The sequence below is a fragment of the Nonomuraea montanisoli genome (assembly GCF_013363975.1).
Lineage (GTDB): Bacteria > Actinomycetota > Actinomycetes > Streptosporangiales > Streptosporangiaceae > Nonomuraea > Nonomuraea montanisoli.
On the sequence record NZ_JABWGN010000010.1, the window covers coordinates 342,631 to 368,172 of the forward strand.

Here is a 25,542-nt window from a genome sequence, read left to right on the forward strand (position 1 = left end):
GGACCGGGTGCGGTTGACTTGAGGGCGAACCCGAATAGAACACGTTCCAGATTGATGGGAACCGTCCCCCTGAGGTGAGCGACCGTGCGGATCGACCTCGTCGACCAGGATCAGTACGCGCAATCCGGACCACCCCTCGACCAGCTTCGCTGGCTGCGCGAGAACGACCCGGTCCACCGCCACGACGACGACCCCCCGTTCTGGGCGGTCACCCGCTACGAGGACGTCGTGTACGTGTCCAGGCGCTCCGACCTCTTCTCCTCGGAGCGCCGGCTCGCGCTGTTCCACGAGGTTCCGGAGGAGCAGCGGGTCTTCCAGCGGATGATGATGCTCAACCAGGACCCGCCGGAGCACACGCGCCGGCGCTCGCTGGTCAACCGGGGCTTCACGCCGCGCACGATCGGGGCGTTGGAGCAGCACATCCGCGACATCTGCGACGACCTGCTGGACAAGTGCTCGGGCGAGGTGGACTTCGTCACCGAGGTCGCCGCCCCGCTGCCCCTGTACGTCATCTGCGAGCTGCTCGGCGCGCCCGTGTCCGACCGCGACAAGCTCTTCTCCTGGTCGAACCGGATGATCGGCGCCCAGGACCCCGACTACGCGGACACGCCCGGCGGCGAGGGCGGGGCCGCGGCCATGGAGCTCTACGCGTACGCCAACGAACTGGCCGCCCAGCGCCGCGCGAACCCCAGGGACGACATCGTCACCAGGCTCATCCAGCCGGACGAGCACGGCCAGACGCTCGACGAGAACGAGTTCGACCTGTTCGTGCTGCTGCTCGTCGTGGCGGGCAACGAGACGACCCGCAACGCCGCCTCGGGCGGCATGCTGGCCCTGTCCGACCACCCGGAGCAGTGGGAGCGCCTGGTCGCCGACCCGTCGATGGCGCGCACGGCCGCCGACGAGATCGTCCGCTGGGTGTCCCCGGTCAACCTGTTCCGCCGCACGGCCACCCAGGACGTCACGCTCGGCGACAAGGAGATCAAGGAGAACGACAAGGTCGTCGTGTTCTACTCCTCGGCCAACCGGGACTCCTCGGTCTTCCCCGACCCGGACGTCTTCGACATCGGCCGCGACCCGAACCCGCACATCGGCTTCGGCGGCGGGGGCGCCCACTTCTGCCTGGGCAACCACCTGGCCAAGCTGGAGCTCAAGGTGCTGTTCGAGCAGCTCGCCCGCCGCTACCCGCGCCTGCGCCGCACCGGCGAGGCGCGGCGGCTGCGCTCGAACTTCATCAACGGCATCAAGGAGCTGCCGGTCAGGGTGAACTGACGCGCTCCCGTGGAGCCGCTCAGACGGTCTTGATCACTCCTCCGTCGGCGAGGTAGTCGGCGCCGGTGAGGTTGCCGGACACCGGGGACGCGAGGAAGGCCACCAGGGCGGCGGTCTCCTCGGGCTCGGTGAGCCGTCCGGTGGTGATGCCCATCTGGCCGGGCACGCGGGCCAGGAACTCGTCGAGCTCCACCCCGGCCGCCCGGGCCAGCTCACCGGCGAAGCCGTCGGGGTCGCCCCAGTTGCGGGTGCGCGTCGGCCCCGGGCTCACGGTCAGGGCCCGTAGCCCCTGCCCGCCGAACTCCTCGGCGAGCCCCTTGGTCAGGTTCGTCAGGGCGGCCTTGGCGGTGCCGTAGTCGATCGGCTTGAACGCGGCCCGGGCGCCGATGGAGGACACGTTCACCACGACCCCGCGCCGCCGGAGCAGCCCGGGCAGCAGGGAGCGGGTGACGCGCACGGTGGCGAAGAGGTTGAGCTGGAAGGTGGCGAGCCAGGTCTCGTCGTCGATGTCCAGGAAGCCGCCGGCCCGCATGCTGGCGTCCATGACCCCGCCCAGGTTGTTCACGAGGACGTCCGCGTCCCCGGCCGCCTCAGCGAGGGTGCGCACACCCTCGGGGGTGGTGAGATCCGCCCGCACGGTGACCACGTCGGCCTGCTCCGCGGTCATGGTGCGGGCGGCGGCGATCACCCGGGCGCCCTCGGCGGCGAACGCCCGCACGACGGCGAGACCGATGCCCTTGCTAGCACCGGTGACGACGACGGTCTTGTCCTTGAGCTGCAGATCCATGGTCGGACACCTTTCTTGAACTCTAGTTACAAAAAACGGGCACGCAAAAGCCCCTGAGCACCTGGGAGAAACCCAGGCCGGCGACTCGGACGGCTCAGAGGACGGACAGGGCCGTCTCCGCCAACCGCGAGAGGCGGCGCGGGTCGGGGTCGGCCTTGGCCAGCACCTGGATGCCGTTGATGGTGGTCAGGAAGAACGCGGCCAGCGCCGCCGCGTCCCGGTCGGCGCTGATGTCGCCGTCACGCTGCCCCTCCTCGATGGTGCTCCGGAACGCCGCCTCCTGCCGCTCGAAGGTGCGGCGCACCAGGTGGGCGATCACCTCGTCGCGGTCCGCCAGCTCGACGGCGGCGTTGGTGACCATGCACCCGCGCCGCTCCCGCCCGTCCACGGCCGCGGCGACCAGGAGTTCGAGGGCGGTGCGCAGCCGCTCCCGCGCCGGTCCGGGCCCGTCCAGCACCTGGAGCAGCCGGGTCGTCTCCCGCTCGTAGTAGCGCCTGAGCGCCCGCTCGTACAACGCCCGCTTGCTGGTGAACGCGTTGTACAGGCTGCCACGGCCGATGCCGAGGGCCTCGACGAGCTGCTGCGGCGTGGTGGCGGCGTAGCCGTTGGCCCAGAACATCTCCATGGCCTTGTCCACGGCGGCGTCCGGGTCGAACTCCTTGGTGCGTGCCATACGGCCACCGTAGCCTTACTGGAACTGAAGGTCAAAAATATCTCCCCGACGGCGCCGGGTAAGCGGTGACGGCGGCGGGCGGCGCGGATGCGGGACAGGACGCGGGTCGTCTGGCGCGGCGTGGGGCGCCAGCCGCACTCGATGAGGGCGTTGGCGACGTGCTCCAGCAGGGCGGCCGTCTGACCCGGGACCACGTCCTTGCGCACCGGGATGACGCGCCACCCCTGCCGGCGCAGCTCCGCGCGGCGGGTGTCGTCGCGGCACTGGTCGGCCGCCGACGAGTGGTGCTCCTGGCCGTCGTACTCGACCGCCAGCCGGTACGCCTTCCAGCCCAGGTCGAGGTACGCGTGGCGGTCACCCGGCAGGGGCACGCGGATCTGGGTGGCGGGACGGGGCAGGCCGCCGTCCACGAGGATGACCCGCAGCCAGCTCTCCGGCGGCGAGCCCGCGCCGCGGTCGGCCAGGGCGAGCGTGTCGCGCACGTGCCATGAGGGCGCCCGGCGCCACAGCTCCTCCAGGTCCACCCCGCGCCGCGCGAACTGGTCGAGGGCGGCCACCGCCTCCAGACGCGGCAGCCAGCGGGCGCAGTCGAGGGCCGTGCGCCCGGGGGTGGTGACGCGCACGCCCCGGTGCTCGGTCACGTCCTCCGGAGGCAGCGTGGCGACGTGGGTCACGCAGCCGGGCAGCGTCAGGTGGCCGGGGGCGACCAGCTCGACCGGCCAGTCGGCGTCGGCCGCGCCAGGGCTGAGCGCCTTCAGCCCCCACACGTGCGCGGCGGTCTGACGGCAGGCGACGGCCTGCCGCACCGCCCGGGTCACGGCCCGCGCCCGCCCGAGCAGTGTGCTGGGGGGCGAGGTGGGCACGGGTCCACCGCGGCCACCCGAGGCGGCAGCCGGCTGGTGCACCGATGCGCCGCAGCCTCCCAAGGCGCCAGGCGGCTGGCCCGCCGACACGGTCCGGCCGCCCGAGGAGGCAGGCGGCTGGCGCGCCGACGCGGCCCGGCCGCCTGAGGAGGCAGGCGGATGATGCGCCGACGCGGCCCGGCCACCCGGAGCGGCCGATGCGGGCAGGCCATCCGGGACGGCCGGTGCGGGCTGACCATCCGGAGCGGCCGGTGCCGGCCGGCCATCCGGGGTTCCCCGTGCGGGCCCGGATCCGCCTGGGCCGCGTGGGGAGTCCCCCGCGGATCCGCCGAGGGTGCCTTCAGGGGCCGGGGCGGCGCCGATGTCGAAGGGACCCGCGTCGCCGCTGTCGCTGCTCTGGTTCACGGGCCCAGGATGGCGAGGGGCGGGGCCGCGCCCGGGCGCCGAATGCCGTTCTGGGGACGACGAGAGCCTGTCCACAGCCCACCGAGACGCCTACCGACGGGAAGGGGACTCGCCGAGCCCGTGGCGGAGGGTGTAGTCGGCCGTCGCGTACTCGCCGCCCTGGAGCGGCTCACCGGCGAAGTACTCCGCCACCCCTGGGATCCGGTCCGCGTAGTCCTCGGCGTCGTCGCGGGGCCGGTAGCCGAGCCGGTCGTCCAGGTCCCAGAAACGGCGGGTGTTCGCCGAGACCGCGTACGCGGCGGTGAAGGTGACGCCGGGCCGGGTCAGCGCCGCCCAGACGAACCCGGCACAGTCGTACGGGCTCAGCCACGTGGCCAGGTGCCGCGGCTCGCTCGGGACGGGCTCCAGGCTGCCGATCCGCAGGCACACCACCTCCAGCCCGAACTTGTCGGCGTACAGCCGGCCCAGGGCTTCGAGAGCGACCTTGCTGACCCCGTACAGCCCGTCGGGGCGCGGCGGCGTCTCGGGCGAGACCGTCTCCGTGGACGGGTAGCAGCCGGTCAGCCGGTTGCTGCTCGCCAGCACCACGCGCCTGACCCCGGTGCGTCGCGCCGCTTCCAGCACGTGGTGGGCACCCACGACGTTGGCCTCCAGGAGATCGGCGAGCGGCGCCTCGTCCGGCACGCCGGCCAGGTGCACGATCGCGTCGGCCCCCTCGACGACCCCCATCACGTCCTCGACACCGCCCAGCTCGGTCTGCCGGACCTCCTCGTTCGGTCCCTCGGCGGTCAGCGGCACGCGGTCCACGGACACCAGCCGGCGCAGGCGCTCCCGCAGCGGTTCGCGCAGCACGGAGCCGACATTGCCGGCGGCGCCGGTGAGGACGACACTCTCCACAGTCATGAAGGGATTGTGCAGCTATAGACCGACATTTCCGTCAAGGTGCCCACCTGCCTCAGGCGCACGCCCCACCTACCTCAAGTGCGGCACCACCTTCTGGGCCAGCAGTTCCGCCTGGTCCCGGAAGTCCGCCCCCACCGGCATGAGGTTCATCGACCCGAACCCGAGCCCGCACAACTCCCCCAGCCGCTCCGTCACCTCCTCGGCGCTCCCCGCCACGACCCCGCCACCGGCGTCCCCGGCCTCCCGCGCGGCCCCGATCCGCACCGGCACGTTGTACACGCACTCGACCTCGCGCCCGCATGCCGCGGCCGAGGCCAGGACCTGCGCGCGCAGGCCGGTCACCTGCTCCGGCGACGCGAACCCGTACGACGGGATCCACCCGTCGGCCAACCGGCCCGTGACCTCCAGCGCCCGCCTGCCGTACGTCCCCAGCCAGATCGGGATCGGCCGCTCCGGCTTGGGCTCCAGGTCGGCCTCGAACGTCTGGTAGCGGCTGCCCTCGAACGTGAACGACCGCCGCGACCACAGCCCCCGGACGATCCGGACGGCCTCCTCCATCCCGGCCACCTTCTCGCGCGGCGACGGCACCCCGAGCCCGAACGCCCGGAACTCCTCGTCCGAGTAGCCGCCCCCGAGCCCGAGGATCAGCCGGCCCCCGGAGAAGCGGTGCAGGGTCTCGGCCATCTTGGCCACCATCGCCGGCGACCGGTACGGCACGCCCAGCACCCGCGTGGCCACCCGGACGCGCGACGTGGCCGCCGCGACCCAGGTCAGCATCGTCCACACCTCGTACGTCGGCGCGCTGCCGCACGGATGGTCCGAGGCCGAGACGAAGTCGAACCCCAGTTCCTCGGCCGCCCGCGCGTCGCCCACCGGGTCCGCCTCCGCCGCCGCGGAGGTGGAGATCCCGAGTCCGAACATGCCCATGACGCCTCCCAACTCGTTTACATGTAAACCTAAGTCACAGTTGTTTACACGTCAACGACATGGGTTAGGGTGTGGGCATGCCCGAGCCCCGATGGCTGGACGACGACGAGTTCCGCGCCTGGATCGGATACCGGCGGATGCGCCTGCTGCTCGACGCCCAGGTGAACCAGGACCTGACCCGCGAGTCGGGCCTGTCGGCGCCCGACTACGACGTGCTGTCGGCGCTGACCTCGTCCGAGGGACATCGGCGGCGGCTGACCGAGCTGGCCGACCGGATGCTCTGGTCGAAGAGCCGGTTGTCCCGGCACATCGGGCGGATGGAGCAGCGGGGGCTCGTCGCCCGCGAAGGGTGCGAGACGGACGCCCGGGGCTCGGTGATCGTGCTCACCGAGCAGGGGCTGCGCACGATCCAGGAGGCCGCCCCCGGGCACGTCGCGTCGGTGCGGCGGCACCTCATCGACCTGCTCTCCCCTGAGCAGATCGACGTCCTCGGCACGATCGCCGAGACCGTCCTCGCCCGCCTGGCCCCGGACGAGGACCTTCGGAGATAGCCCGCTACCCGACCCAGATGGGCCGCCAGTCCGGGATCTCGTGGAAGCGGCGCAGCTCCGACAGCCCCGCCAGGATCCCGCCCCACGCCCCGTACGGCGGCAGCTCGCCCTCGAAGCCGCTCTGCACCAGCGTCAGCCGCGTCCGCCCGCCGGAGCCCTCCAGCTTCCAGGTGCCGACGCCGACGGGACCCCAGTCCACGGACAGCCGCCGCCCCGGCTCCAGGTCGACGATCACGGCCGGGTTCGGGTTGTCGAAGCCGCCCATCGCGAAGCGCCCGCCCACGCGCGGCTCGATCGCGATGGGGTAGCCGAACCAGCGCGTCGCCTTCTCCGAGTCGACCAGCGAGTCGAACACGGCATCCGGCGCCGCGTCGACGACCACCTCCGCGCGCATGTCCGGCGCGGAGAAGTCGATCTTCGGGGTGAGCTCGCGGCCCTCCAGGTGCTCGGCCAGGTTCGCCAGGGCCAGGCACCAGTACGTCTGCAGGACGCCGCGGATGCTCGTGTTCGCGATCGCCTCCTGGTGGTCGTAGTCGCTCTGCGACACCGACACGATCGTGGCGTCGTCACCGTCCTCCTCGACCGCGAACTCGGTGGTGGCCTCCACCCCGCCGAGCGTCCAGGTGAAGCGGACCGTGCGGTCGTCGGCGTGCAGGAGCCGCTGGCGCGGCGCGTCGCCCTCGGGGGTGTGCCGGCCCCAGAAGGCGTAGCGGCCGGGCAGCTCGACCTCGGCGTGCTCGGCCAGCCAGATCCGCATGGCAGCGGGGTCGGTCAGCGCGTGCCGCACCTCCTTGACGGGGGCCTGCACGCGGGCACGCAGGGTCACCGGCTCAGTCATGGCGCTCCTCCTCCAGATCGGACTTCGGGTCGGACTTCGGGTCGGATTGAACGGGGTAGCAGGCGACGGCGAGCTTGAAGGCGTCGCCCTCGGCCCCGCCGTACCTCGTGAACAGCTCCCGCAGCGTGGTCTGCAGGTCGTCCAGGAACTGCCGGCGGTCCTCCGGCCGTACGCGGATCTCCCCCGACAGGCCGATCGACGGCAGCTCCGAGGCCGCGCGGTCGAGACCCGCGATGTCGGCCTGCACCTCCTCCATGAGGTCGAGGAGGTAGCCGAGGCTCAGCTCGTCGCGCGCCCGGCGCAGGCCGATCCGGCCGACCAGGCGAGGCGACAGCCAGTACGCGCGGGCGCCGGCCTGGTAGATGCCCTCGTTGACGCCGCGCACCTTGCGCTCCGCCACCAGGTCGACGAGGCCGGCCTCGACCAGCCGCTTGACGTGGTAGTAGACGCGCTGGGGCGTCTGGCCGAGCCGCTCGGCGACCTCGGAGCAGGTGCGCGGCTCGGCGAGCTGCCGCAGCACCTCGACGCGCTGCGGCTTGAGCAGGGCCTCGGCCTGCTCGATCTCTTCCAGGTACAGGACGTCTCTCATCGCAAAAACATTGTTTTACGTAAAAGACAATTTTGTCAATGGCCCGCACCGAAGGCCCGCATCCAGGCGGGCCGGAGATCAGGGCCAGGAACTGTCCTGGTCAGGGTCGCCGCCGTCCGACAGCAGGCGCAGGTCCGACTCGACCATCAGCGCGACCAGCTCGTCGAACGACACGGTGGGCTCCCAGCCGAGCTGCACCCGCGCCTTCTTCGGGTCGGCGCACAGCAGGTCCACCTCGGCGGGGCGGTGCAGGGCCTGGTCGGTGACGACGTACCGCTCCCAGTCGAGCCCGGCAGCGGCGAAGGCGGCCTCGGCCAGCTCCCTGACCGACTTCATGCGGCCGGTGCCGATCACGTAGTCCTCGGGCGTGGCGGCCTGGAGCATGAGGTGCATGGCGCGCACGTAGTCGCCCGCGAATCCCCAGTCGCGCCGCGCCTCCAGGTTGCCGAGGCGCAGCTCGTCCGCCAGGCCGAGCTTGATGCGGGCCACGCCCAGCGACACCTTGCGGGTGACGAACTCGGCGCCGCGGCGCGGCGACTCGTGGTTGAACAGGATCCCGGACACCGCGAACATGCCGTACGACTCGCGGTAGTTCTGGGTGAGGAAGTGCCCGTACGCCTTGGCCACCCCGTACGGCGAGCGCGGGTGGAAACCGGTGCGCTCGTTCTGCGGCGTCTCGCTGACCTGGCCGAACATCTCCGACGACGACGCCTGGTAGAAGCGGATCTGGCCGCCGGCGGCCGTGCCGCCGCGCGACACCCCGGAGCACACCCTGATGGCCTCCAGCATGCGCAGCACGCCCATCCCGGTGACCTCGGCGGTCAGCTCGGCCTGCTCCCACGACATGGGCACGAAGGAGATGGCCCCCAGGTTGTAGACCTCGTCAGGCTGGACGCGTTCCACAGCCGAGATGAGCGACCCCTGGTCGAGGAGGTCGCCGCGCACCACCTGCACGTCGGCGAGCAGCTTGCGCATCCGCGACACGCGCGGGTTGGCCTGTCCGCGGGCCAGCCCCCAGACCTCGTAGCCCTCGCGGAGCAGGTGCTCCGCGAGGTAGGAGCCGTCCTGGCCGGTGATGCCGGTGATCAAAGCGCGCCTGGCCAACGGGTCCTCCCCTATCACTACCGCGTCTGCTTGGGACGGGAATGTACAGCTAAGGCCTTGTCACAGCATCAATCCGCCTAGAACACGTTCCACCGAACCGCGCTCGGGCATGCCAACGTCGCAGTTCGCGCGCCCTGCGGAAGAGATGAGGAACAATTCCAGACGACCTACCGAATGGTAGCCTTTTCGGACTAAGGTCATCTTTCACGGTACACGCCGGACACAGCGTGCCTACCGGCGGAGAAAGGGGTGTCCGTTGCGGATCGCGCTGCTGTCCTACCGCAGCAAGCCGACCTGTGGGGGGCAGGGCGTCTACCTGCGCCACCTGAGCCGCGAGCTGGTCGCCCTCGGGCACCACGTGGAGGTGTTCTCCGGCCAGCCGTACCCGGAGCTCGACGAGGGCGTGATCCTCAACGAGGTGCCGAGCCTGGACCTCTACCGCGACGAGGACCCGTTCAGGACTCCCAAGCTGCACGAGTACCGCGACTGGATCGACTGGCTGGAAGTCGGCACCATGTGGACGGCCGGCTTCCCCGAGCCGCTGACGTTCACCCTGCGCGCCTACCGCGAGCTGAAGAAGCGCCTCGGCGACTTCGACGTCGTCCAGGACAACCAGACCCTCGGGTACGGCCTGCTGGGCATCCAGAAGCTGTTCCCCGTGGTCGGCACCATCCACCACCCCATCAGCGTGGACCGGCGCATCGAGCTGGAGGCCGCGCAGGGCGCCAAGAAGCTGTCGCTGCGCCGGTGGTACGGGTTCGTCAAGATGCAGGCCCGCGTCGCGCCCCGGCTGAGCCCCATCCTCACCGTCAGCGAGTCGTCGCTGGCCGACATCCACCGCGACTTCAACGTCCCGCAGGCCAACATGCGCCTGATCCCCCTCGGCGTCGACACCCGCTACTTCCACCCGCGCCCGGACAAGCCGCGGCGCAAGGGCTCGATCGTGGCCGTGGCCAGCGCCGACTCCCCCATGAAGGGCGTCGCCACGCTGCTGCGCGCCGTCGCCAAGCTCGCCACCGAACGCGACGTGAACCTCACCGTGGTCAGCAGGCCCACCCCCGGCGGGCCCACCGAGCAGCTCGTCCAGGAGCTGTCGCTGCAGGACCGGGTCCGTTTCGTCCACGGCATCTCCGACGACGAGCTGGGCGAGCTGATCGCCACCTCCGAGATCTCGGTCGTGCCCTCCCTGTACGAGGGGTTCTCGCTGCCCGCGGTCGAGCACATGGCCTGCGCCACGCCGCTGGTCGCCAGCCGTACCGGTGCGCTGCCCGAGGTGGTCGGCGACGCGGCGGTCCAGGTCGCGCCCGGCGACCCGGAGGAGCTGGCCGCGGTGCTGCGGCGCCTGCACGACTCGCCCGAGGAGCGCGAGCGCGTGGGCCGCGCCGGATACGACCGGGTCATGGAGCGCTACACCTGGCACGTCGTCGCCAAGCGGACCGTCGAGGCGTACCACGAGGCCATCGCGGCCCACCGCCGCACCCGCTGACCCGCCATCGGCCGAGAAGCCCCTTTTCCCCGACCACAAGGAGACGGATCAAGTGCTGACCGTGGACTTCGACCGGCTGCCCGTCGGGCCCGGCACCCGCGTGCTCGACCTGGGCTGCGGCGGGGGCCGGCACGCCTTCGAGGTGCTGCGCCGCGGCGCGGACGTGGTCGCCTTCGACATGGACCAGGCCGAGCTGGACGGCGTGGCCGGCATGTTCGCGGCGATGGACAAGGCCGGCGAGGTGCCGGAGGGCGCCACCGGCCAGACCGTCCAGGGGACGGCGCTGGACATGCCGTTCGAGGAGGGCAGCTTCGACCGGGTCATCGCCGCCGAGGTGCTGGAGCACATCCCCGACGACATGGCCGCGATGCGGGAGATCTTCCGGGTGCTCAAGCCGGGCGGCACGGCCGCGGTCACGGTGCCGAGCTTCCTGCCCGAGCGGATCTGCTGGGCGCTGGACGAGGACTACCACACCGCCCCGGGCGGCCACGTGCGCATCTACACGCTGGCCGAGCTGTCGGCCAAGCTGAAGTCCATCGGCTTCGTCATCGGCCCCCACCACCACGCCCACGGCCTGCACGCGCCGTACTGGTGGATCAAGTGCGCGGTCGGCGTCAACAACGACGACCACCCGCTGGCCAAGGCGTACCACGAGCTGCTCGTGTGGGACATCATGAAGCGCCCCGCCGCGACCCGCGTCGCCGAGGCCCTGCTCAACCCGCTCATCGGCAAGAGCGTGGTCCTCTACGTCAGGAAGCCCGCGGCGTGATCGGCCGCGAGGAGGTCGTCCGTACGGCCTTGAGCATCGCGGCGATCCAGCAGGAGGACGGCGGCGTGCCGTGGCCCGAGGGACACGTGGACGCCTGGAACCACGTCGAGTGCCTCATGGCCATGGCGGTCGCCGGGCTGGAGGAGCCGGTGCGGCGCGGCTGGGAGTGGCTGGAGCGGCACCAGCGCGACGACGGTTCGTGGCCGATGAAGCTGGTCGGCGGCGCCGCCGTCGAGCGGGGCGGCGAGAGCAACCACGCCGCGTACGTGGCCGCCGGCCTGTGGCACCACCACCTGGTGACCGGCGACCGGGAGGTCACCGAGCGGCGCTGGCCCATGGTCAAGGCCGCGCTCGACTACGTCGCGGGGCTGCAGACCGCGCGCGGCGAGATCGTCTGGGAGCGGGACGCCCAGGGGCGGGCCTCGACGTACGCGCTGCTCACCGGCTGCTCGTCCATCCACCAGGCGCTGCGCTGCGGCGTGCTGCTGGCCGAGCGCCTCGGCGACCCGCAGCCGCACTGGGAGCTGGCCGCCGACCGGCTGGCGCACGTCCTGGCGGCCCACCCGGAGGCGTTCGCCGACAAGAGCCGCTTCTCGATGGACTGGTACTACCCGGTGCTGGGCGGGGCGGTGCGCGGCGCGCAGGCGGCCGAGCTGATGGAACGCGAGTGGGCGACGTTCGTGGTGCCCGGCCTCGGGATCCGGTGCGTGTCGGACGAGCCGTGGGTCACGGGCGCGGAGACCTGCGAGCTGGTGCTGGCGCTCGACGCGCTGGGCGACCGGGAACGGGCGCGGCGCCTGTTCACCGACATCCAGCATCTACGGCACGAGGACGGGTCGTACTGGACCGGCTGGCAGTTCGCCAACCGCAAGCACTTCCCGCACGAGCGGTCCGGCTACACGGCGGCCGCGGTGGTGCTGGCGGCGGACGCGCTGGAGGGGCTCTCGGCGGGCGCGGGGCTGTTCCGCGACGTGAGCGCGCCGCCCGTGCCGCCGTCCGACCCGGACCGGTGCGGCTGCACTCCCGCCCGCGCGTGATCCCCCGTTCGCAAGGGCTTTTGCGGTTTCTTTGCCGGTGAGGCCGGAGCGCCGTACCTGGCGGGCGCAACCAGGTCACTAGCGTCGGGAGTGGCCGTACGAGGCGTCTTCGGGGGAAGCGTGGGCGACACGGGCATGACTGCGTTCTTGCACCATGACGGGATCGACGCGACGCCCGCGCCTCCGGCCGCCGGCTGGCGCAGGCTCCTGGCCCGCGACGCCGACGAGGTCGTCGCCGGCCCCTGGGCCGCCGACCCCGGCCGGCGCGGGGTCGGGGAGGCCGAGAGCGCGTACGTCTCCGGCTTCAACGCCGCCCTGTCCCGCGACCTCGGAGCTCTCCCGGCGCTGCTCGACGGACTGCCCCGGGAGCGGTGGACGTTCGCCTGCGAGGGCGCGGGGGCCGCGAGCGCGGTGCTCGACCTGCTCACGCTGTCGCGCGGACGGCGCCTGCGCGAGCTGCTCTCCGGACCGGCCGCGCGCCACCACCACGCCGTCCACCTCGGCGCCGGGCGCGGGTACGCGCTGCTGCGCCTGCCGCCCATGCGCGGGGCGTGCCGGGGCCACCCGCTGCTGCGCTGGCTGGCCGTGGACGGGTACGGGTTCCAGCGGGGCCTGGAGGCGGGCGTCCGGCTGCTGCACGAGCGGGCCATGCCGGGGCTGCTGACGCGGGCCCGGTGCGCGACGTTCGACCAGGGGCTCGGCCGGCTGCTGTGGCACCACGAGCGGGCCTCGGCCGAGTCGGCCGCCGACCGCGTCGCCGGGTTCCCGGCGGGACGGCGGGGCGACCTGTGGGCCGGGGTCGCCTACGCCGCCACGCGCACGGGCGGCGCCACCGGCGAGGAGCTGGCGCTGCTGGCCGAGCGGGCGGGCGCCGACGGGTACCGGTCCCGCCTGGCGCAGGGGTGCGCGTTCGCGTCGATGGCCGTGGTGCGTGAAGGGGCCCTGCTCGGCCCGGCGGTGCTGGCCGCGCCGATCCTGGCGGGGGCCGAGCCCGAGGAGGCGGCCTCCTGGGCGGACCGGGCGCTGCTGGCGCTCGGCCATGACGCCCGTACGCACGACGACTACCTCGCCTGGCAGGCGGAGACCCGGCGGGCCTGGTCCCACCGCCACCGCCGCGTCTGACGGGCCCTCAGACGCCGGGGCGGACCCGTTCGAGCACCCGCAGCGACCCGCGTACGTCGACCTCCTCGAACGCCCCCGACTCCAGCGCCCGCAGATACACCCGGTACGGCGCCTGACCGCCGTCGGCCGGATCGGGATAGACGTCGTGGAACACCAGCGCCCCGCCCTCGACGACGTGCGGCGCCCAGCCCTCGTAGTCGCGGGTCACCGGCTCCTCCGAGTGGCCCCCGTCGATGAACAGCATGCCGAGCGGCGTACGCCACAGCCGGGCCACCCGCTCGGAGGCTCCCACGACGGCGATCACCTCGTCCTCCAGCCCGGCGGCGGCGATCGTGGCCCGGAAGACGGGCAGGGAGTCCATCCTGCCGAAGCGCGGGTCCACCAGCGTGGGATCGTGGTGCTCCCAGCCGGGCTGGATCTCCTCCGAGCCGCGATGGTGGTCCACGGTGACGACCACGGTCTCCGCCTGCCGGGCCGCCGCGCCGAGGTAGATGGCCGACTTGCCGCAGTATGTACCGATCTCGCAGATGGGTCCGCGCTTGCCGTACCGCAGAGCCGTCTCGAACAGCGCCAGCCCCTCGTCCGGCGGCATGAAGCCCTTGGCGTTCTCGGCGGCGTCCAGAAGATCGGGCGGCATCATCATGAACCGCACCCTAACCGACATCCCTCCCCAAGACCGAACAAGGTTCCGGTGACCTCTTGCCCCGGCATTCTGCAACCTGTTCTACTTGGCACGTGAATCAGCGCGCTCGTATCGCGATGTCCGGCGACGAGGTCGACGCCTTCCTCGCATCGGCCCGCAAGCTGCAGCTCGCGACCATCAACCCCGACGGCACACCGCACCTGGTCACCATGTTCTACGCGCTCGACGAGCGTGGGCGCATCTGCTTCTGGACCTACGCCAAGGCGCAGAAGACCCGCAACCTGGAACGCGACCCGCGTGTGACGTGCCTGATCGAGACCGGTGACGACTACGACCAACTGCGCGGCGTCACGCTCTACGGCAAGGCCGAGCGGGTGGACGAGCGGGCGGCCGTCCTCGACATCGGCCTGCGGGTCGTGCGCGGGATGAATCCGGGCGTGGCCGACGAGCACCTGCTGCCCTATGTCGAGCACACCGGCCGCAAGCGGGTCGGATTCGTCGTGGAGCGCACCAAGGTGGTCTCATGGGATCACAGGAGGCTCACGTGAAAGTCAAGGTCGACGAGATGGTCTGCGAGGCCAATGCCGTGTGCATGGGGCTCGCGCCCGAGGTTTTCGATGTGGACGACGACGACCAGCTCCACATCCTGCTGCCCGAACCGCCACCCGAGATGCGCGACCGCGTACGCCACGCCGTCCGGTCCTGCCCGAAAGCCGCACTCTCCCTGGAGGAATAGCCGTTCCGCCAGGACAGCCCCGAAGCCGTTCCGCCAGGACAGCCCCGAGGAGGAACCCCCCATGCGCGCCGCGCTCCTGCACGCCGTAGGCGACGACAAGCTCGACATCCGTGACGACGTCACGCTGGCTCCCGTCGGCCCCACCGAGGTACGGGTCCGGGTCAGGGCCACGGGCGTCTGCCACTCGGACCTGTCGGCCATGTCCGGCGTGCTGCCGCAACCCGTGCCGCTCGTCCCCGGGCACGAGGGCGCGGGCGAGGTGCTGGAGGTCGGCGACCACGTCACCACCGTCCAGCCGGGCGACCACGTCATCATCAGCTGGCGCCCCGCCTGTCAGGAGTGCCGGCTGTGCGTGGGGGGCCAGCCGCACCTGTGCATGAAGTACACCATCGAGGCCTTCAGCAAGGGCAACTTCCGCTTCGGAGGCGACACCATGGCCTTCGGCATGGCCGGCTGCGGCACCTGGGCCGAGGAGGTCGTCATCCCCTGGCAGGGCGCGATCAAGATCGACGCGGACGTGCCCTGGGAGGCGGCGGCCCTCATCGGCTGCGGCATCACCACCGGCGTCGGCGCCGCCGTCAACACCGCCCGGGTCCGTCCCGGCTCGACGGTCGCGGTCATCGGCTGCGGCGGCGTCGGCCTGTCGGTCATCCAGGGCGCCCGCCTCTCCGGCGCCAGGACCATCCTCGCGGTCGACCCGCTGGAGTCCAAGCACGAGCTGGCCAGGAAGGTCGGCGCCACCCACACCGTCACGCCCGACGGCGTCGCGGGCGCGCTCGGCGAGCTGACCGGCGGCCAGGGCTTCGACTACGCCTTCGAGGCGGTCGGCAAGGGCGCCACCATCCAGGCCGCCTGGCAGCTCGCCCGGCAGGGCGGCGACGTGGTCGTGGTGGGGGCGGGCGCGGCGGACGACATGGTGTCGATCTCCGCGTTCAGTCTGCTGTTCGAGGGCAAGAGGCTGCTGTCCAGCGTGTACGGCGAGGCGGACGTCCGGCATGACTTCCCGTACTTCGCCACCCTGTACAAGGCGGGACAGCTCGACCTCGACTCCATGATCAGCGCCCGCATCCGGCTGGCGGACCTGAACGACGCGGTGGCGGCGCTGAAGGGCGGCGAGGTGCTGCGCCAGGTCGTCATCATGGACTGACGGCTTTGGGGCTCTAAGGGCTCAAAGGCAAGGTCCTCACGGAAGGGGCGCGCTACGCGCGGAATCACGCTCGGGCGTGCCCCCAGGGGGCTCCGCCCCCTTCGACCCCCTCAAAGGCATGGTCCTCGCTGACGCTCGGGCGCTCTTGCCTCCGGGGCTTCGCCCCGGAGGCGAGGGGCTCCCGCCCCTCGCGCACCCCGGCCCAGACCGGCTCCCCAGTCTGGTCCAACCCGAGGAAAAGTGCGGGCTGCCCGACACCCTGCCGAGGCGGTCCAAGTACTGAAGAACGAGGATCTCGTCGAGACCGTCAGCGCCAGGGGATCTTCGTCAAGCAGCGCGACGGCACCCACTGTCGTGACAGCTCTCACATGCGCCCTCGGCCAACCAGTGTGCCCACGGTCCACTGGTCCAGCCAGACGGCCTGGCCGGTGGGCGTGACAGTGAACCGATAGCGGCTCCGACCAGGACGTCCCTGGCGCAACCACTCCATGTACGCCTGCTCGAACTCCTCCCACAGCTCTCGGCCGCCCCCCTGGAGCACCTCGGCCGAAGACTTTCCAGGAGAAATGCTTGCCAGCGCCCAGGCCCGGGTGTCCTTCAGGTCGCGCAGTCGAAGCGTCCAGACTCGTTCGGCAGGCCCCCACTGCTCCCACCCGGCTGAGGTGATCGTCAGCGTGGGCGCGTGTGCCGCCAGCGCCAGTCCGAAGCCCTGGGCAAGAGCCTGGTAGGGCGCGCGAGGATCGAGCAATGTGTCGTCGCAGGCGCCCTCGTCGGAGTATGCGGGCCACTGGCTGGGGCGTCGTTGGGAGCGCATCATCATGAAGCTGGCGCCGCCGACGAACCGGCCGACGGCGGTGCCGTCGTCGAGGATGTCGAGGTGCAACTGCTCGCCCCACTGGCCATGCGCCGGCATGTAGGGCGCGACGATGACTCCGCCGGGCCGGGTCTGCGCGACCCATGCCCATGGGATCTCGCGCACCCCGCAGGTGACGTGCAGTCGGTCGTACGGTGCGTGGTCCGGGGCGCCGAGCGCACCGTCACCGACCAGCACGGTCGAGTGCAGTCCTGCTTTGCTGAGGTTGTTGCCGGCCGCAGCGGCGACACCGGGATCTACCTCCATGGTGACGACCTGGTCCTCGCCCAGTCGCCAGGCCAGCATGGCGGCGGTCCAGCCGGTGCCGGTGCCGATCTCCAGCACGTGATGATGGTTCTCCACGGCCAGCAGTCGCAGGAACTCCATCGACACGTGCGGGCACGACAGCGAGGAACTGGCCGGGGCGCGGGTGTCGCCGACGTCGACGCTGCCGTCTCCACGCTGGGTGATGATCGCGCAGTTGGTGTAGACGGCGTCCCACCATGCGTCGGCGTCGGCGTCGAGGTCGATCAGGTGCTCGGGCCTGGAGTCCATCGGCTCTGCCCAGGCGCGGCCTGGGACGAACAGATGCCGGCGAACCTGACGCAGGGCGGTGTGCCAGTGTGCGCTGTCGGTATCGCGCCTGAGCAAGACTCCGGCGTCGGTGAGGTAGCTGGACAGGCGCGCGATGCGGTCCTGGACGTGGTGCGGGAAGCTCTTCACGGTCACTTCTTCGGGGTGACGTCAGGCTGGCACGGGTTGTTGGGCTTGCAGGGCTGGTTCGGGTTGCACGACATCTTGGGCTGGCAGCCGCCGCCGCCGCCAGGGGCGTTGACGCCAGGGTTGCATCCCGGGTTGCACTGCGGCTCGCATGGGGGCTTGCAGGCTTCCGGCAGAGCGGGCGAGATGTGGGTGGCGGCGAGTCGCTGAACGCGCGGCGCCAGCTCGGTGAGCGGGGTGGTGGTGACGTTGCCGGCGGCGAGCCAGCGGCTGAGCGGGCAGGGGCTGAGCGTGCCGTCGGGGAGGACGGCGGCGATGCCGTCGCCGCAGCGTCCGCACAGCTCTGAGGCATTGCACGCGCGCTGCGCTGGCCGGCCGAGAAGCCGCATGCGGTCGATGCCCATGTTGGTGACGCCCAGGTCGGCGAGCTGGGAACGCGCCTGCTCGATGCACTGGCCGTCGCCGAGGTCGATGATGCCGACTCGCAGCGGGATACCGAGCTCGACGGCGCGCTCGATGTTGGCCTCGGTGCGAGGCAGAGTGTTTCGTCGAGTGATCGTCATGTGCTGAGCCGGGTCGTCGCTGTAGTAGGACGTGGCGAGGCGGACGCCGGGCTGGCGGAAGGTCGCCCACAGCCGGTCGGGGACGTGAACGAGGTTGGAGTAGATCTCGACCTCGATCTCGGCGGCCAGGGCGTAGTCGATGAGCACCGGCAGGTCGGGGTGGAGGGTGGGCTCGCCGCCGATGAACTGCACCATGCACACACCCGCGTCGGCGGCTTGGTCGATGACGTTCGTCCAGTCGCGGACGGTCATGGTGCCGTGGGTCTTGCCGGGTCCGGATTCGGCGTAGCAGTGGGTGCACTCCAGCTGGCAGCGCCCGGTGATTTCCAGCCAGAGGAAGTCGAGGTTGGGCGGGGAGATGGCTTCGGCGATGGTCACGATGTGGCCCCTTCGTGGCGTGAGGTGGTGCCTTTCAAGGTGCGGGTTGGCGCGGCGGACGCCTGGGAAGGCCGCCGCCGCGCCGGGCCCCTGTCGGCGGGGATGGCCGACAGCAGAAGGTCAACGTCGGGCTTCGTCTCTGCGGGACGGCCACTGGGTGGACAGTGGCTGCCCGGGCGCTCAGTCGGGCCGGGTGTAGAAGGCCCTGCAGTTGTGGATCAGCGCCGCCTGCTGGGAGAGCGCGGATGCCAGAGACGCGGCGTCTGGCTCGGTGATCTGCGCCTCGACTCCGGCGGCCGCCATCGCCGCGGTGATCGGCCGGCGTAGCTTGGCCGTGAACTCGGCTTCGTTGGCCGTGATGATGACGCGCTGGATCTCCCATCCGGGATATGTGCTGCGTAGCACCGCGAGCTGGCGTCCGGCATACGAACCAGTGAGGGCGACCTGAGCGGGGCCTGTCATGACAGGTCCCTCAGACTCCTCAGAAACCAGACGGCCTTGCCCGTGGGCTCAGGGGCGACGCCCCAGGACTCGGAGTACTCGTCCACGATGGCCAGGCCGCGACCGTGCTCCTGGTCCAGGGCGGCGGCGACCGGTCGGGGGCTGCTCAGGCTGTGGTCGACGACCTCGCCCCTGAGCATCTGGTCACTGACGATGAGGCGCAGCTCGATCGGCGCCTCGGCGTGGACGACCGCGTTCGTGACGAGCTCGGAGACGATCAACATGACGTCGTCGACCTCGGTGCCCAGCCCCCAGGAGGAGAGCGCTTCGCGGGTGAGGGCGCGAGCGTGTCCGGCGGCTTCGGGGATGCGGAGAAGTTCCCATGTCGCCTCTCGGACGGGGGCCAGTGTGGTCCCGCCAGCGCTATGGTCAGTCATGGGTGGGCTGACGGCGCCGCAGAACATGCAGGCCAGGCCGTGCAGGCCAGCGATGCTGATCGTTTCTGGCACGGGAACTTGTGCTGCCCCGTGGGACGTCGCTGCCTCCGGCATTGAGCCGATCCCATCTGTCTGTCAGGTTCCGACAGACAGATGGTGGGCTTTGCGCAATGCCAGAAGTAACCCCATGAGGGTTACCTGGGTCAGGTGGCGCTGCACCATTCGGCGAAAGCGGTCAGAGTCTCTGCATCGGCGCGCTTGAGCCTGCGTAGCGTAGCGGCGTCCTCGCGGACCCACCGGTGGTCGCGGGTGTGCTGTGGCGCGATCTTCCTGGCGACCTTCAGGCTCTCGAAGGCGTCGTCTGGCAAGCCCACCCACAGCTGGGCGCGCGCGAGTTCGATGTAGAAGCCACTGCGACGCTCGTCGGGCAGGTCTGCTGGTGGCGCCCAATCGCGGGCCAGCTCCAGGGCCCGATCGACATGGCCCGCACCGAGGCTCACCGCGACGGACACCTCATGGATGCGCACCGAGGACGGGCCGAACGCTGTCCCGTAGAAGACCCCTTCGGACACGCGGTCGCCAAGAATCCGGGCCTCGGCCAGGTGGGTGTAAGCCGCGTCTGCGTCGCCGGCCCGGCCGGCGATGACGGCTGCTCGCATGTGCAGGGCGCCGCGGGCCGCGGTGGCAGTGGCGTGATCGTGTGCCGGCGCGGCGTCGATGGCGCTCTCCAACACCTGCAGGCCGCGGTGGTGGATACCTGCCGCGAAGAAGGTCTCGCAGCGCACGTACGCCACGCTGGCGCTCACCAGAGGGTCACCTGTCTGTGGCGAGGCCCAGCGCATGAGGTCGATGAGCCGGGCGGACAGGTCGTAGGCCCCGGCCTTGTAGGCGACGGCGTCGGCGGCGCGGCATGCGTGGACGACCAGTGTGGCGATCTGCGAGCGATGCTCGGCTGGTGCGGCCTGCATGGCGCGGAACAGTTCACCGAGGAGGTCTGGCACGCGGCTGACGATATGCACGTACTGCGCGGCCAAGCGCCAGCGCACGGCTTCGTCGACGGCGGAGCGCAACTCCGGCAGGGACCGGATCGGGCCGTCGTCGGGAAGGTCGTAGGCAGAGATGGCGGCCGAGATCACAGGCAGCGCCTGCTGGATGCGCGAGTTGGCATGGGCACGGTCGGCCAGGAGGAGCGATGGGTCGATCCTCAGGGCGTCGGCGACCGCCTCCAAGACGCCGTCGCCGACGCCGCGGACGCCGCGTTCGATCTTGCGGATCGTGCCCAGGTGGACGTTCGAGGCGGCCGCGAGCTGCTGCTGGGACAGGCGCGCGACTCGTCGGTAGTAGGCGATGCGCCTTCCGATGCCACTGCGAGGGTCTGCGGGCATGAGCGCTCCGAATTCGAGGCGGTCACTTCGGACTGTAGCCGTACCGTCGCAGTGCTGCCCTGCCCTTGGTAGAACGCCCGGCTACTCGATCGGGAGGGTCAAGAGCTCGGTCAGGGAGGTGATGCGCCAGTCCGCAGGAGCCGCCACCGGGTCGTCCGCCCACAGGTGTCCCCAGGGGCCGCGGCGGAGGTGCGCGGTCCGCAGGCCGGCGGCCTTGGCCGGCAGGACGTCGTTGGCCGGGTGGTCGCCGACGTAGACGATGTCGCTCGCGGCCGCGCCGGCGAGGTCCACGAGCCGGGCGAAGAACTCGGGATCGGGCTTGGCCACGCCCCACTCCCCTGAAGTGGCGATCCCGTCCGCGGGGAGGTCGAGAGCGCGAAGAAGTTCGGCGGCGCGCTGGGTCTGGTTTCCGGCGATCAGCACCTGGTGGCCGGCCTCGCGGAGTGCTGTGAGGACCGGTCGGACGTCGGGATAGAGGTCGGAGTCGTCGAGGTGCTCGCCGCGGCCGGCGGCCTCTCGGGCGGCGTACTCGGCGGCGAGGTCGATGTCGGGGCGCAGGAGGCGCACGGCGTCGGCGTTGTCGCGGCCTTTCGCGACCACCGCTCCGACGAGCGCGGACAGGGTGTGCCTGGGGATGTTGAGCCAGTCTGCCCAGGAGTTCCAGTAGCGGTCGTCGCGCACGATCGTTTCGCCGATGTCGAAGGCGAAGGTCCTCATCACCGGGCGAGCTTAGTCTGGACAGACTGCAGATCGGGAGGGCGGACCGCCCGGTTAGATGTGGATGTTTTACGTGCCGATTCGCAGGGACTTGGCCCGCATCTCAGGTCCGTGCCACTTGGGCCACCGGGGTGTTCGCCCAGCTCGCCGTGCACATGACCTCTCGCCGCGTCGGCGCTATGAGGCCGCGGCCGATTTCTCGCCTACCCTGCCCACGGGAGACGGCGCGCTCGGAGCTGCCGGCTCGCCCCGGCGAGGAACGCGGAGGCCGGACCAGCACCACCCGCTTCGCCCCTCGCACGCTGCTGAACCTGACCGGACGCCATGACGGGGCGATGCTGATGCTCGCCGCTCTCGCCCCCTTGATCACCATGGATTCACGGCAGGAACGCCGCCAGGACGGCACCTCTGGCTCGACCAGCCCGACTGAGCAAGATCCTCCTGAGAGGGGGTACCCCGGCCCAGACCGGGACCTCCGGGAGAGACGGGAACGACCAGGAGTGCCGACCGAGGCAGGAAGAGCGACGCTCAGCACGTCACATCCCCACCCGAAGCCCTTGACGCCAGGTCGGGTGTGCCGGCTGCCAGCCCAGTTCGCGCTTGGCCTTGGCGTTGGATGCGCCGCGCAGTTCGGTCATGAGCACGACGCCGGCCTCTCCGGCGGCCAGCCGTCCGATGAACCGCGGTACACGCATCGGCTTCTTGGCCCCCAGCATCGCCGCCAGTTCCGGCAGCCATTCGGCGACCGGGGCGGGGTCGTCGTCGACGATGTTGTAGACCCCGCGGCCGCCGTTCTCCACCGCCGCGACCGTGGCTTCGGCGGCGTCGGCGATGTGGATGAACGACCACACCCCGCCGCCGTCGCCGACGACCGGGAACTTGCGCTTGCGGATCATCTCAAGCTGCGCGGAGCCCGGCGCCATGGAGGTGCCGGGTCCGTAGAACGCGCCGTAGCGCAGCACGATCCCCTCGGTCCAGGCGGCGCCCAGCACGGCCTTCTCCAGGTGCTCGACCGCGGCAATCATGGAGGCCATCTGGCTGACCGGCGAGCGATCCAGGGGGTCTTGTTCGTTCTTGACCGGCCCGCCGGTCCGGGTGTACGTGAACGCGCCGTTGCTCGCGGCGACGAACCGTCGTACCCCTGTGGCGCGTGCGGCCGCGAGCAGGTTGTCGGTGCCCTCGATCCGCAGCCGGTCGGTGGCGGCGAAGCTGCGTTCGAAATGGCGGGTGTCGATGTGCCCGATGGCGGTGAGCTGGTGAACGATCACCTCCGGGGCCGCCTGGCGCACGGCCGCCTCGACCTGGGCGCGATCGAGCGCATCGGCGATGACCGGTACTGCACCGAGCTGTGATGCCCTGGCCTTGCCGGATTCGCTGCGGACCATGGCGAACACCTCGTGTCCCGCATCGACCAGACGGGGCACCAGTTCCTTGCCCATCGCTCCGGTCGCTCCTGCCACCAGCACTCTCATCGTCGGCTCCCTTGCCGTCCGGTTCGGATTCGTCACTTGAACCGGATGACCCGCCGTTTCCTGACAGGGTCCCCAGGTGATACACGTCACATCGCGAGCAGGGGCTGTCCACGGCCGACCGCCGTCGCGGGTCAGTGCTGGTCTCGCGCGGGCATTTCCATCACGCGTCTCCGAACACCATGCGATGCCCTGCGGCGGTGTCCATGTATTCGCGCACCTGATGGATCAACCCGTCCCGCAGCTCGAAGACGAAGCAGTAGTCGTTGCGGTAGGGCTTGCCGTCCGCCAGCGTGGCCCGCATGGTCACCTCCACCACGACCACGTCGCCGTCGGCGTAGAAGCCGTGGAAGTCCAGGGCCACGTCGGCGACGAACATGCGCGGGAAGTCAACGGTGAGGAAGTGGACGATGGCGTCCCTGCCCACCATGTGAGGAGATCCGCCGAGCGCCACGGCGGTCGCGTTCCCGGGCGGGGCCAGCCACTCCGCGTCCTGGGTGAAGAACGCCCCGATCAGGTCCTTGTCCCGGGTCGAGAATGATCGCCACGCTTGCTGCACCAGCTCGCGGCTTCGTTCTGAGGTCATGCCAGGCAGCGTAGGCAGCCTCCCAGCCCGAGACCGGCCACATTCGGACATGATCACGAGTGATCAGGAAGTGTCGTGATCGGTCGCTACCCTGTCGTCTCCGCATGGGGAAGATCCGCGATCTTCTGGATGGTGGTGCGCGGACGTGGCGAGCCGCTCACGGTCGCCGATGTGGCCCGTCGGCTGGGCGCCGACCCCGGTGCGGCGGTCTCCCGCACGATGCTGGACCTGTGGGACCAGCACGTCCTCCTGGAACAGAGCGATCACGGCGTGATCGTGCTGTCGGCGAACACCTGCCCCTCGGACGAGGACGAGCTGTGGACCCGCCTCACCGAGAACGCGCAGGCGTGGGGCTTCTGGTGGCTGGTCAACAACACTCACGACCTCTTCTACGCGGCCGACGGGGCTCTCGTCACGTCGGTGCAGCAAGTCTCGTCTCCCGGCGGCCCGGAGTGCTTCGGCCCGGACCCCGCCGCACTGGACGACCATCTGGGCGCCCTGCGTGCGCTGGGGGCACGGATCAGGGCCGACGACGAGGCGGGCGTGACGCCCGAGGTGCCCTATCCCGACTGGCAGACCGCGCTGGCGACCGTCGAGGCGTTGACCGGCGTGCGCCTGGACGTCGACCGGTTCACCTGAGCGCACCTGTCCGTCCGAGCCTCCGCCCTGGGGTGATCGCCCTCAGCAGGTCACCGCCACGTTCGCCGGTCGCCGGTCGCCGGCGCTCCGTCGTCGCCGCTTCGGAGAGCGCGGGCGGTGGCCGGGTCGGCGGGCAGGTACGCCTCCACCGCCACCTCCTCCAGCGTGATGTCGAAGGCCGCGCCGAACGTGGTGATCGTGTTGATGAAGGCCAGCTCGGCCCCCCGATGCCGGACGCGGATGGGGAGAGCGATCTCCGCCGGGTCCGGCGGCGCGGCATCGCCCGGCGGGCCGTACGCGACCAGTTCCTCGTGCAGCTCGCTCAGGTACGGATCCCCCGTACGCATGGCCTGGCGCGCCAGCCGGGGCAGGAAGTAGCTCCGCACCTGCTCCAGGTTGACCACCCGCGGAGCGAACCCGTCCGGGTGCAGGCCGAGCCGCATCATGTTGACCGGCGGCTCCAGCAGGGCGGGGGCGACGCCGTCCAGGAAGACATCCGCCGCGGAGTTGGCGAGGAGCAGGTTCCAGCGGCGATCGACGACGAGTGCCGGGTTCGGCTCGTGTCCCCGCAGGATGCCCTCAAGGGCCTCGCGGGCCGCGGCCATGTCGGCGGAGTCGAGGGGGCGGTTCTGGAAGATCGGTGCGTACCCCGCGGCGACGAGCAGCCGGTTGCGCTCCCGCAGCGGGACCCCCAGGTGCTCGGCCAGGCGCAGCACCATCGGACGGCTGGGCATCGTCCGGCCGGTCTCGACGAAGCTGACGTGCCGGCTGGAGACGCCCGCCTGGATGGCCAGGTCGAGCTGGCTCAGCCGCCGGCGCCTGCGCCACTCCCGCAGGAGCTCCCCCACGGGCGGATCTGCTGACATGAACGATGTCCTATCGCGGCCACCGCCGGCGACGCCATTACATCCCATGTCATGAAGTCATGAGCGCTCGTCGGAGCTCACTCGTCGTCGAAGAGGCCGGGCGGGCACTCCATGGGTTCGACGGTGCCGTCGGGCTTCTGCATCTCGCACTGGGTTCCGGAACCGCCGTGACCGACACGGCCGTCACCGGCGCCGCCGCCGACGCCGGCGAAGGCGCCCGACACACCGGCGAAGAAGGCCAGGCCCACGATGACCGCGATGAGCCCGACGACGATCCCGCCGGGGCCGCCCCCGATGTTCCCCGCGGGCACGGCCCTGGTCGGGTCCTGCGGGTCGTAGAGCACATCGGTGGCGTTGCCGACGCCCAGGTCGGAGGTGGTCCGCGCCTCGGTGGTGATCTCCTGCCCGTCCAGGGTCGTGAAGGTCAGGACCGGCCGGCGTCTCGCCCTCAGGTGCTCCCCCTGCCCCGTGAACGTGGTCCGGACGTCGCTGACCACGCCCGGCACCCGCTCCGCCCGCTGGGCGAACCGCCTGCCGTCCACCATCCCCTTGATCGAAAACAGCAGGATCAGCACTCCGAACGCCACGAACAGCAACGGGAAGTAGGTGACCAGGTCGTCCAACACGGGCCTCCTC

The 25,542-nt window shown here is 71.2% G+C and carries 28 protein-coding genes and 1 pseudogene; 10 read left to right on the top strand and 19 right to left on the bottom strand.

Translation table 11 applies throughout. The features are described 5' to 3' along the window. Positions 1-84 precede the first annotated feature (84 nt). Positions 85-1,272: a cytochrome P450 gene (locus HTZ77_RS48380; protein WP_175592455.1), complete on the top strand. Its 1,188-nt coding sequence runs from the start codon at positions 85-87 to the stop codon at positions 1,270-1,272. A gap of 19 nt (positions 1,273-1,291) precedes the next feature. Here the strand turns inward: HTZ77_RS48380 and HTZ77_RS26900 are convergent, their stop codons facing one another. The 5 genes and pseudogenes from HTZ77_RS26900 to HTZ77_RS26920 form a co-directional block, all read right to left on the bottom strand. Then, positions 1,292-2,059, bottom strand: a complete 768-nt coding sequence (locus HTZ77_RS26900; protein ID WP_175592456.1) for an SDR family oxidoreductase — start codon at positions 2,057-2,059, stop codon at positions 1,292-1,294. Positions 2,060-2,153: 94 nt separating this feature from the next. After that, positions 2,154-2,732 carry a TetR/AcrR family transcriptional regulator gene (locus HTZ77_RS26905; protein ID WP_175592457.1) on the bottom strand — a complete coding sequence of 193 codons (579 nt, stop codon included), beginning with the start codon at positions 2,730-2,732 and terminating at the stop codon, positions 2,154-2,156. Between the two features lie 206 nt (positions 2,733-2,938). Next, positions 2,939-4,075, bottom strand: a pseudogene (locus tag HTZ77_RS48795) (type IV toxin-antitoxin system AbiEi family antitoxin); the annotation flags it as partial. A 15-nt stretch (positions 4,076-4,090) separates the two neighbouring features. Continuing rightward, positions 4,091-4,903, bottom strand: a complete 813-nt coding sequence (locus HTZ77_RS26915; RefSeq protein ID WP_175592458.1) for an NAD-dependent epimerase/dehydratase family protein — start codon at positions 4,901-4,903, stop codon at positions 4,091-4,093. A 69-nt stretch (positions 4,904-4,972) separates the two neighbouring features. Next, complete coding sequence (locus HTZ77_RS26920; RefSeq protein ID WP_175592459.1) at positions 4,973-5,830, bottom strand: LLM class flavin-dependent oxidoreductase; 858 nt, start codon at positions 5,828-5,830, stop codon at positions 4,973-4,975. Between the two features lie 77 nt (positions 5,831-5,907). Here HTZ77_RS26920 and HTZ77_RS26925 point away from each other — a divergent pair, with 77 nt between their 5' ends. Next, complete coding sequence (locus tag HTZ77_RS26925) at positions 5,908-6,381, top strand: MarR family winged helix-turn-helix transcriptional regulator (protein ID WP_175592460.1); 474 nt, start codon at positions 5,908-5,910, stop codon at positions 6,379-6,381. A 4-nt stretch (positions 6,382-6,385) separates the two neighbouring features. On the opposite strand, the gene HTZ77_RS26930 is transcribed toward HTZ77_RS26925, so the two are convergent. From HTZ77_RS26930 to HTZ77_RS26940, 3 genes are all read right to left on the bottom strand, one after another. Beyond that, entirely contained in the window at positions 6,386-7,219 is an 834-nt protein-coding gene (locus HTZ77_RS26930) for an SRPBCC family protein (protein ID WP_175592461.1), read from the bottom strand. Continuing rightward, the gene (locus HTZ77_RS26935; protein WP_175592462.1) at positions 7,212-7,808 is read right to left on the bottom strand and encodes a winged helix-turn-helix domain-containing protein; all 597 of its coding nucleotides are present in this window, start codon (positions 7,806-7,808) and stop codon (positions 7,212-7,214) included. The genes HTZ77_RS26930 and HTZ77_RS26935 overlap by 8 nt, the downstream gene beginning before the upstream one ends. A gap of 78 nt (positions 7,809-7,886) precedes the next feature. Next, a complete protein-coding gene (locus HTZ77_RS26940; RefSeq protein WP_175592463.1) occupies positions 7,887-8,912 on the bottom strand; it encodes a GDP-mannose 4,6-dehydratase in 1,026 nt (341 codons plus the stop codon). Between the two features lie 256 nt (positions 8,913-9,168). Here HTZ77_RS26940 and HTZ77_RS26945 point away from each other — a divergent pair, with 256 nt between their 5' ends. The 4 genes from HTZ77_RS26945 (at position 9,169) to HTZ77_RS26960 (ending at position 13,326) form a co-directional block, all read left to right on the top strand. Next, a complete protein-coding gene (locus HTZ77_RS26945; protein WP_175592464.1) occupies positions 9,169-10,398 on the top strand; it encodes a glycosyltransferase family 4 protein in 1,230 nt (409 codons plus the stop codon). A gap of 52 nt (positions 10,399-10,450) precedes the next feature. After that, the gene (locus HTZ77_RS26950) at positions 10,451-11,167 is read left to right on the top strand and encodes a class I SAM-dependent methyltransferase (protein WP_175592465.1); all 717 of its coding nucleotides are present in this window, start codon (positions 10,451-10,453) and stop codon (positions 11,165-11,167) included. Continuing rightward, entirely contained in the window at positions 11,164-12,204 is a 1,041-nt protein-coding gene (locus HTZ77_RS26955) for a prenyltransferase (RefSeq protein ID WP_175592466.1), read from the top strand. The genes HTZ77_RS26950 and HTZ77_RS26955 overlap by 4 nt, the downstream gene beginning before the upstream one ends. A 135-nt stretch (positions 12,205-12,339) precedes the next feature. Further along, positions 12,340-13,326 carry a DUF1702 family protein gene (locus HTZ77_RS26960; RefSeq protein ID WP_175592467.1) on the top strand — a complete coding sequence of 329 codons (987 nt, stop codon included), beginning with the start codon at positions 12,340-12,342 and terminating at the stop codon, positions 13,324-13,326. 7 nt (positions 13,327-13,333) lie between these two features. On the opposite strand, the gene HTZ77_RS26965 is transcribed toward HTZ77_RS26960, so the two are convergent. Continuing rightward, a complete protein-coding gene (locus HTZ77_RS26965) occupies positions 13,334-13,969 on the bottom strand; it encodes a class I SAM-dependent methyltransferase (protein ID WP_205303550.1) in 636 nt (211 codons plus the stop codon). Positions 13,970-14,061: 92 nt separating this feature from the next. On the opposite strand from HTZ77_RS26965, the gene HTZ77_RS26970 reads away from it, so the two are divergent. From HTZ77_RS26970 to HTZ77_RS26980, 3 genes are all read left to right on the top strand, one after another. After that, positions 14,062-14,517: a pyridoxamine 5'-phosphate oxidase family protein gene (locus HTZ77_RS26970; protein WP_175592468.1), complete on the top strand. Its 456-nt coding sequence runs from the start codon at positions 14,062-14,064 to the stop codon at positions 14,515-14,517. Then, positions 14,514-14,705, top strand: coding sequence for a ferredoxin (locus HTZ77_RS26975; RefSeq protein WP_175592469.1), 192 nt, complete (start codon positions 14,514-14,516; stop codon positions 14,703-14,705). The genes HTZ77_RS26970 and HTZ77_RS26975 overlap by 4 nt, the downstream gene beginning before the upstream one ends. Before the next feature lie 61 nt (positions 14,706-14,766). Beyond that, on the top strand, positions 14,767-15,852 hold the full coding sequence (locus tag HTZ77_RS26980) for a Zn-dependent alcohol dehydrogenase (RefSeq protein WP_175592470.1): 1,086 nt from the start codon (positions 14,767-14,769) through the stop codon (positions 15,850-15,852). A 364-nt stretch (positions 15,853-16,216) separates the two neighbouring features. Here the strand turns inward: HTZ77_RS26980 and HTZ77_RS26985 are convergent, their stop codons facing one another. The 8 genes from HTZ77_RS26985 to HTZ77_RS27020 all read right to left on the bottom strand — a co-directional run bounded on the left by HTZ77_RS26985 (position 16,217) and on the right by HTZ77_RS27020 (position 23,401). Beyond that, entirely contained in the window at positions 16,217-17,428 is a 1,212-nt protein-coding gene (locus HTZ77_RS26985; protein ID WP_175592471.1) for a methyltransferase domain-containing protein, read from the bottom strand. 2 nt (positions 17,429-17,430) lie between these two features. After that, entirely contained in the window at positions 17,431-18,366 is a 936-nt protein-coding gene (locus tag HTZ77_RS26990) for a radical SAM protein (RefSeq protein ID WP_328808784.1), read from the bottom strand. 180 nt (positions 18,367-18,546) lie between these two features. Beyond that, positions 18,547-18,828: a hypothetical protein gene (locus HTZ77_RS26995; RefSeq protein ID WP_175592472.1), complete on the bottom strand. Its 282-nt coding sequence runs from the start codon at positions 18,826-18,828 to the stop codon at positions 18,547-18,549. After that, positions 18,825-19,358, bottom strand: a complete 534-nt coding sequence (locus HTZ77_RS27000) for an ATP-binding protein (protein ID WP_328808785.1) — start codon at positions 19,356-19,358, stop codon at positions 18,825-18,827. The genes HTZ77_RS26995 and HTZ77_RS27000 overlap by 4 nt, the downstream gene beginning before the upstream one ends. Positions 19,359-19,447: 89 nt before the next feature. After that, positions 19,448-20,629, bottom strand: coding sequence for a helix-turn-helix domain-containing protein (locus HTZ77_RS27005; RefSeq protein WP_175592474.1), 1,182 nt, complete (start codon positions 20,627-20,629; stop codon positions 19,448-19,450). Positions 20,630-20,710: 81 nt separating this feature from the next. Further along, entirely contained in the window at positions 20,711-21,346 is a 636-nt protein-coding gene (locus HTZ77_RS27010) for an HAD family hydrolase (RefSeq protein ID WP_175592612.1), read from the bottom strand. A 536-nt stretch (positions 21,347-21,882) separates the two neighbouring features. Continuing rightward, a complete protein-coding gene (locus tag HTZ77_RS27015) occupies positions 21,883-22,818 on the bottom strand; it encodes an NAD-dependent epimerase/dehydratase family protein (RefSeq protein ID WP_175592475.1) in 936 nt (311 codons plus the stop codon). A gap of 160 nt (positions 22,819-22,978) precedes the next feature. Continuing rightward, on the bottom strand, positions 22,979-23,401 hold the full coding sequence (locus HTZ77_RS27020) for a nuclear transport factor 2 family protein (protein WP_175592476.1): 423 nt from the start codon (positions 23,399-23,401) through the stop codon (positions 22,979-22,981). A gap of 75 nt (positions 23,402-23,476) precedes the next feature. Between HTZ77_RS27020 and HTZ77_RS27025 the strand changes: the two genes are divergently transcribed. Next, positions 23,477-24,040: a hypothetical protein gene (locus HTZ77_RS27025; RefSeq protein WP_175592477.1), complete on the top strand. Its 564-nt coding sequence runs from the start codon at positions 23,477-23,479 to the stop codon at positions 24,038-24,040. A gap of 50 nt (positions 24,041-24,090) precedes the next feature. Here the strand turns inward: HTZ77_RS27025 and HTZ77_RS27030 are convergent, their stop codons facing one another. Together HTZ77_RS27030 and HTZ77_RS27035 are read right to left on the bottom strand one after the other, a co-directional pair. Beyond that, positions 24,091-24,906 carry a helix-turn-helix transcriptional regulator gene (locus HTZ77_RS27030; RefSeq protein ID WP_175592478.1) on the bottom strand — a complete coding sequence of 272 codons (816 nt, stop codon included), beginning with the start codon at positions 24,904-24,906 and terminating at the stop codon, positions 24,091-24,093. Between the two features lie 77 nt (positions 24,907-24,983). Next, entirely contained in the window at positions 24,984-25,532 is a 549-nt protein-coding gene (locus tag HTZ77_RS27035; protein WP_175592479.1) for a DUF3592 domain-containing protein, read from the bottom strand. Positions 25,533-25,542 lie beyond the last annotated feature (10 nt).

Excerpts from the sequence above, each read along its gene's own strand:
- HTZ77_RS26900 (WP_175592456.1), bottom strand. The coding sequence starts at position 2,059 with ATGGATCTGCAGCTCAAGGACAAGACCGTCGTCGTCACCGGTGCTAGC.
- HTZ77_RS26920 (WP_175592459.1), bottom strand. The coding sequence starts at position 5,830 with ATGGGCATGTTCGGACTCGGGATCTCCACCTCCGCGGCGGCGGAGGCG.
- HTZ77_RS27030 (WP_175592478.1), bottom strand. The coding sequence starts at position 24,906 with ATGTCAGCAGATCCGCCCGTGGGGGAGCTCCTGCGGGAGTGGCGCAGG.
- HTZ77_RS27005 (WP_175592474.1), bottom strand. The coding sequence starts at position 20,629 with ATGCCCGCAGACCCTCGCAGTGGCATCGGAAGGCGCATCGCCTACTAC.
- HTZ77_RS27010 (WP_175592612.1), bottom strand. The coding sequence starts at position 21,346 with ATGAGGACCTTCGCCTTCGACATCGGCGAAACGATCGTGCGCGACGAC.
- HTZ77_RS26965 (WP_205303550.1), bottom strand. The coding sequence starts at position 13,969 with ATGATGATGCCGCCCGATCTTCTGGACGCCGCCGAGAACGCCAAGGGC.
- HTZ77_RS26905 (WP_175592457.1), bottom strand. The coding sequence starts at position 2,732 with ATGGCACGCACCAAGGAGTTCGACCCGGACGCCGCCGTGGACAAGGCC.
- HTZ77_RS27000 (WP_328808785.1), bottom strand. The coding sequence starts at position 19,358 with ATGCCGGAGGCAGCGACGTCCCACGGGGCAGCACAAGTTCCCGTGCCA.
- HTZ77_RS26995 (WP_175592472.1), bottom strand. The coding sequence starts at position 18,828 with ATGACAGGCCCCGCTCAGGTCGCCCTCACTGGTTCGTATGCCGGACGC.
- HTZ77_RS26960 (WP_175592467.1), top strand. The coding sequence starts at position 12,340 with ATGACTGCGTTCTTGCACCATGACGGGATCGACGCGACGCCCGCGCCT.
- HTZ77_RS26925 (WP_175592460.1), top strand. The coding sequence starts at position 5,908 with ATGCCCGAGCCCCGATGGCTGGACGACGACGAGTTCCGCGCCTGGATC.
- HTZ77_RS27015 (WP_175592475.1), bottom strand. The coding sequence starts at position 22,818 with ATGAGAGTGCTGGTGGCAGGAGCGACCGGAGCGATGGGCAAGGAACTG.
- HTZ77_RS26980 (WP_175592470.1), top strand. The coding sequence starts at position 14,767 with ATGCGCGCCGCGCTCCTGCACGCCGTAGGCGACGACAAGCTCGACATC.
- HTZ77_RS26915 (WP_175592458.1), bottom strand. The coding sequence starts at position 4,903 with ATGACTGTGGAGAGTGTCGTCCTCACCGGCGCCGCCGGCAATGTCGGC.
- HTZ77_RS26930 (WP_175592461.1), bottom strand. The coding sequence starts at position 7,219 with ATGACTGAGCCGGTGACCCTGCGTGCCCGCGTGCAGGCCCCCGTCAAG.
- HTZ77_RS27020 (WP_175592476.1), bottom strand. The coding sequence starts at position 23,401 with ATGACCTCAGAACGAAGCCGCGAGCTGGTGCAGCAAGCGTGGCGATCA.
- HTZ77_RS26935 (WP_175592462.1), bottom strand. The coding sequence starts at position 7,808 with ATGAGAGACGTCCTGTACCTGGAAGAGATCGAGCAGGCCGAGGCCCTG.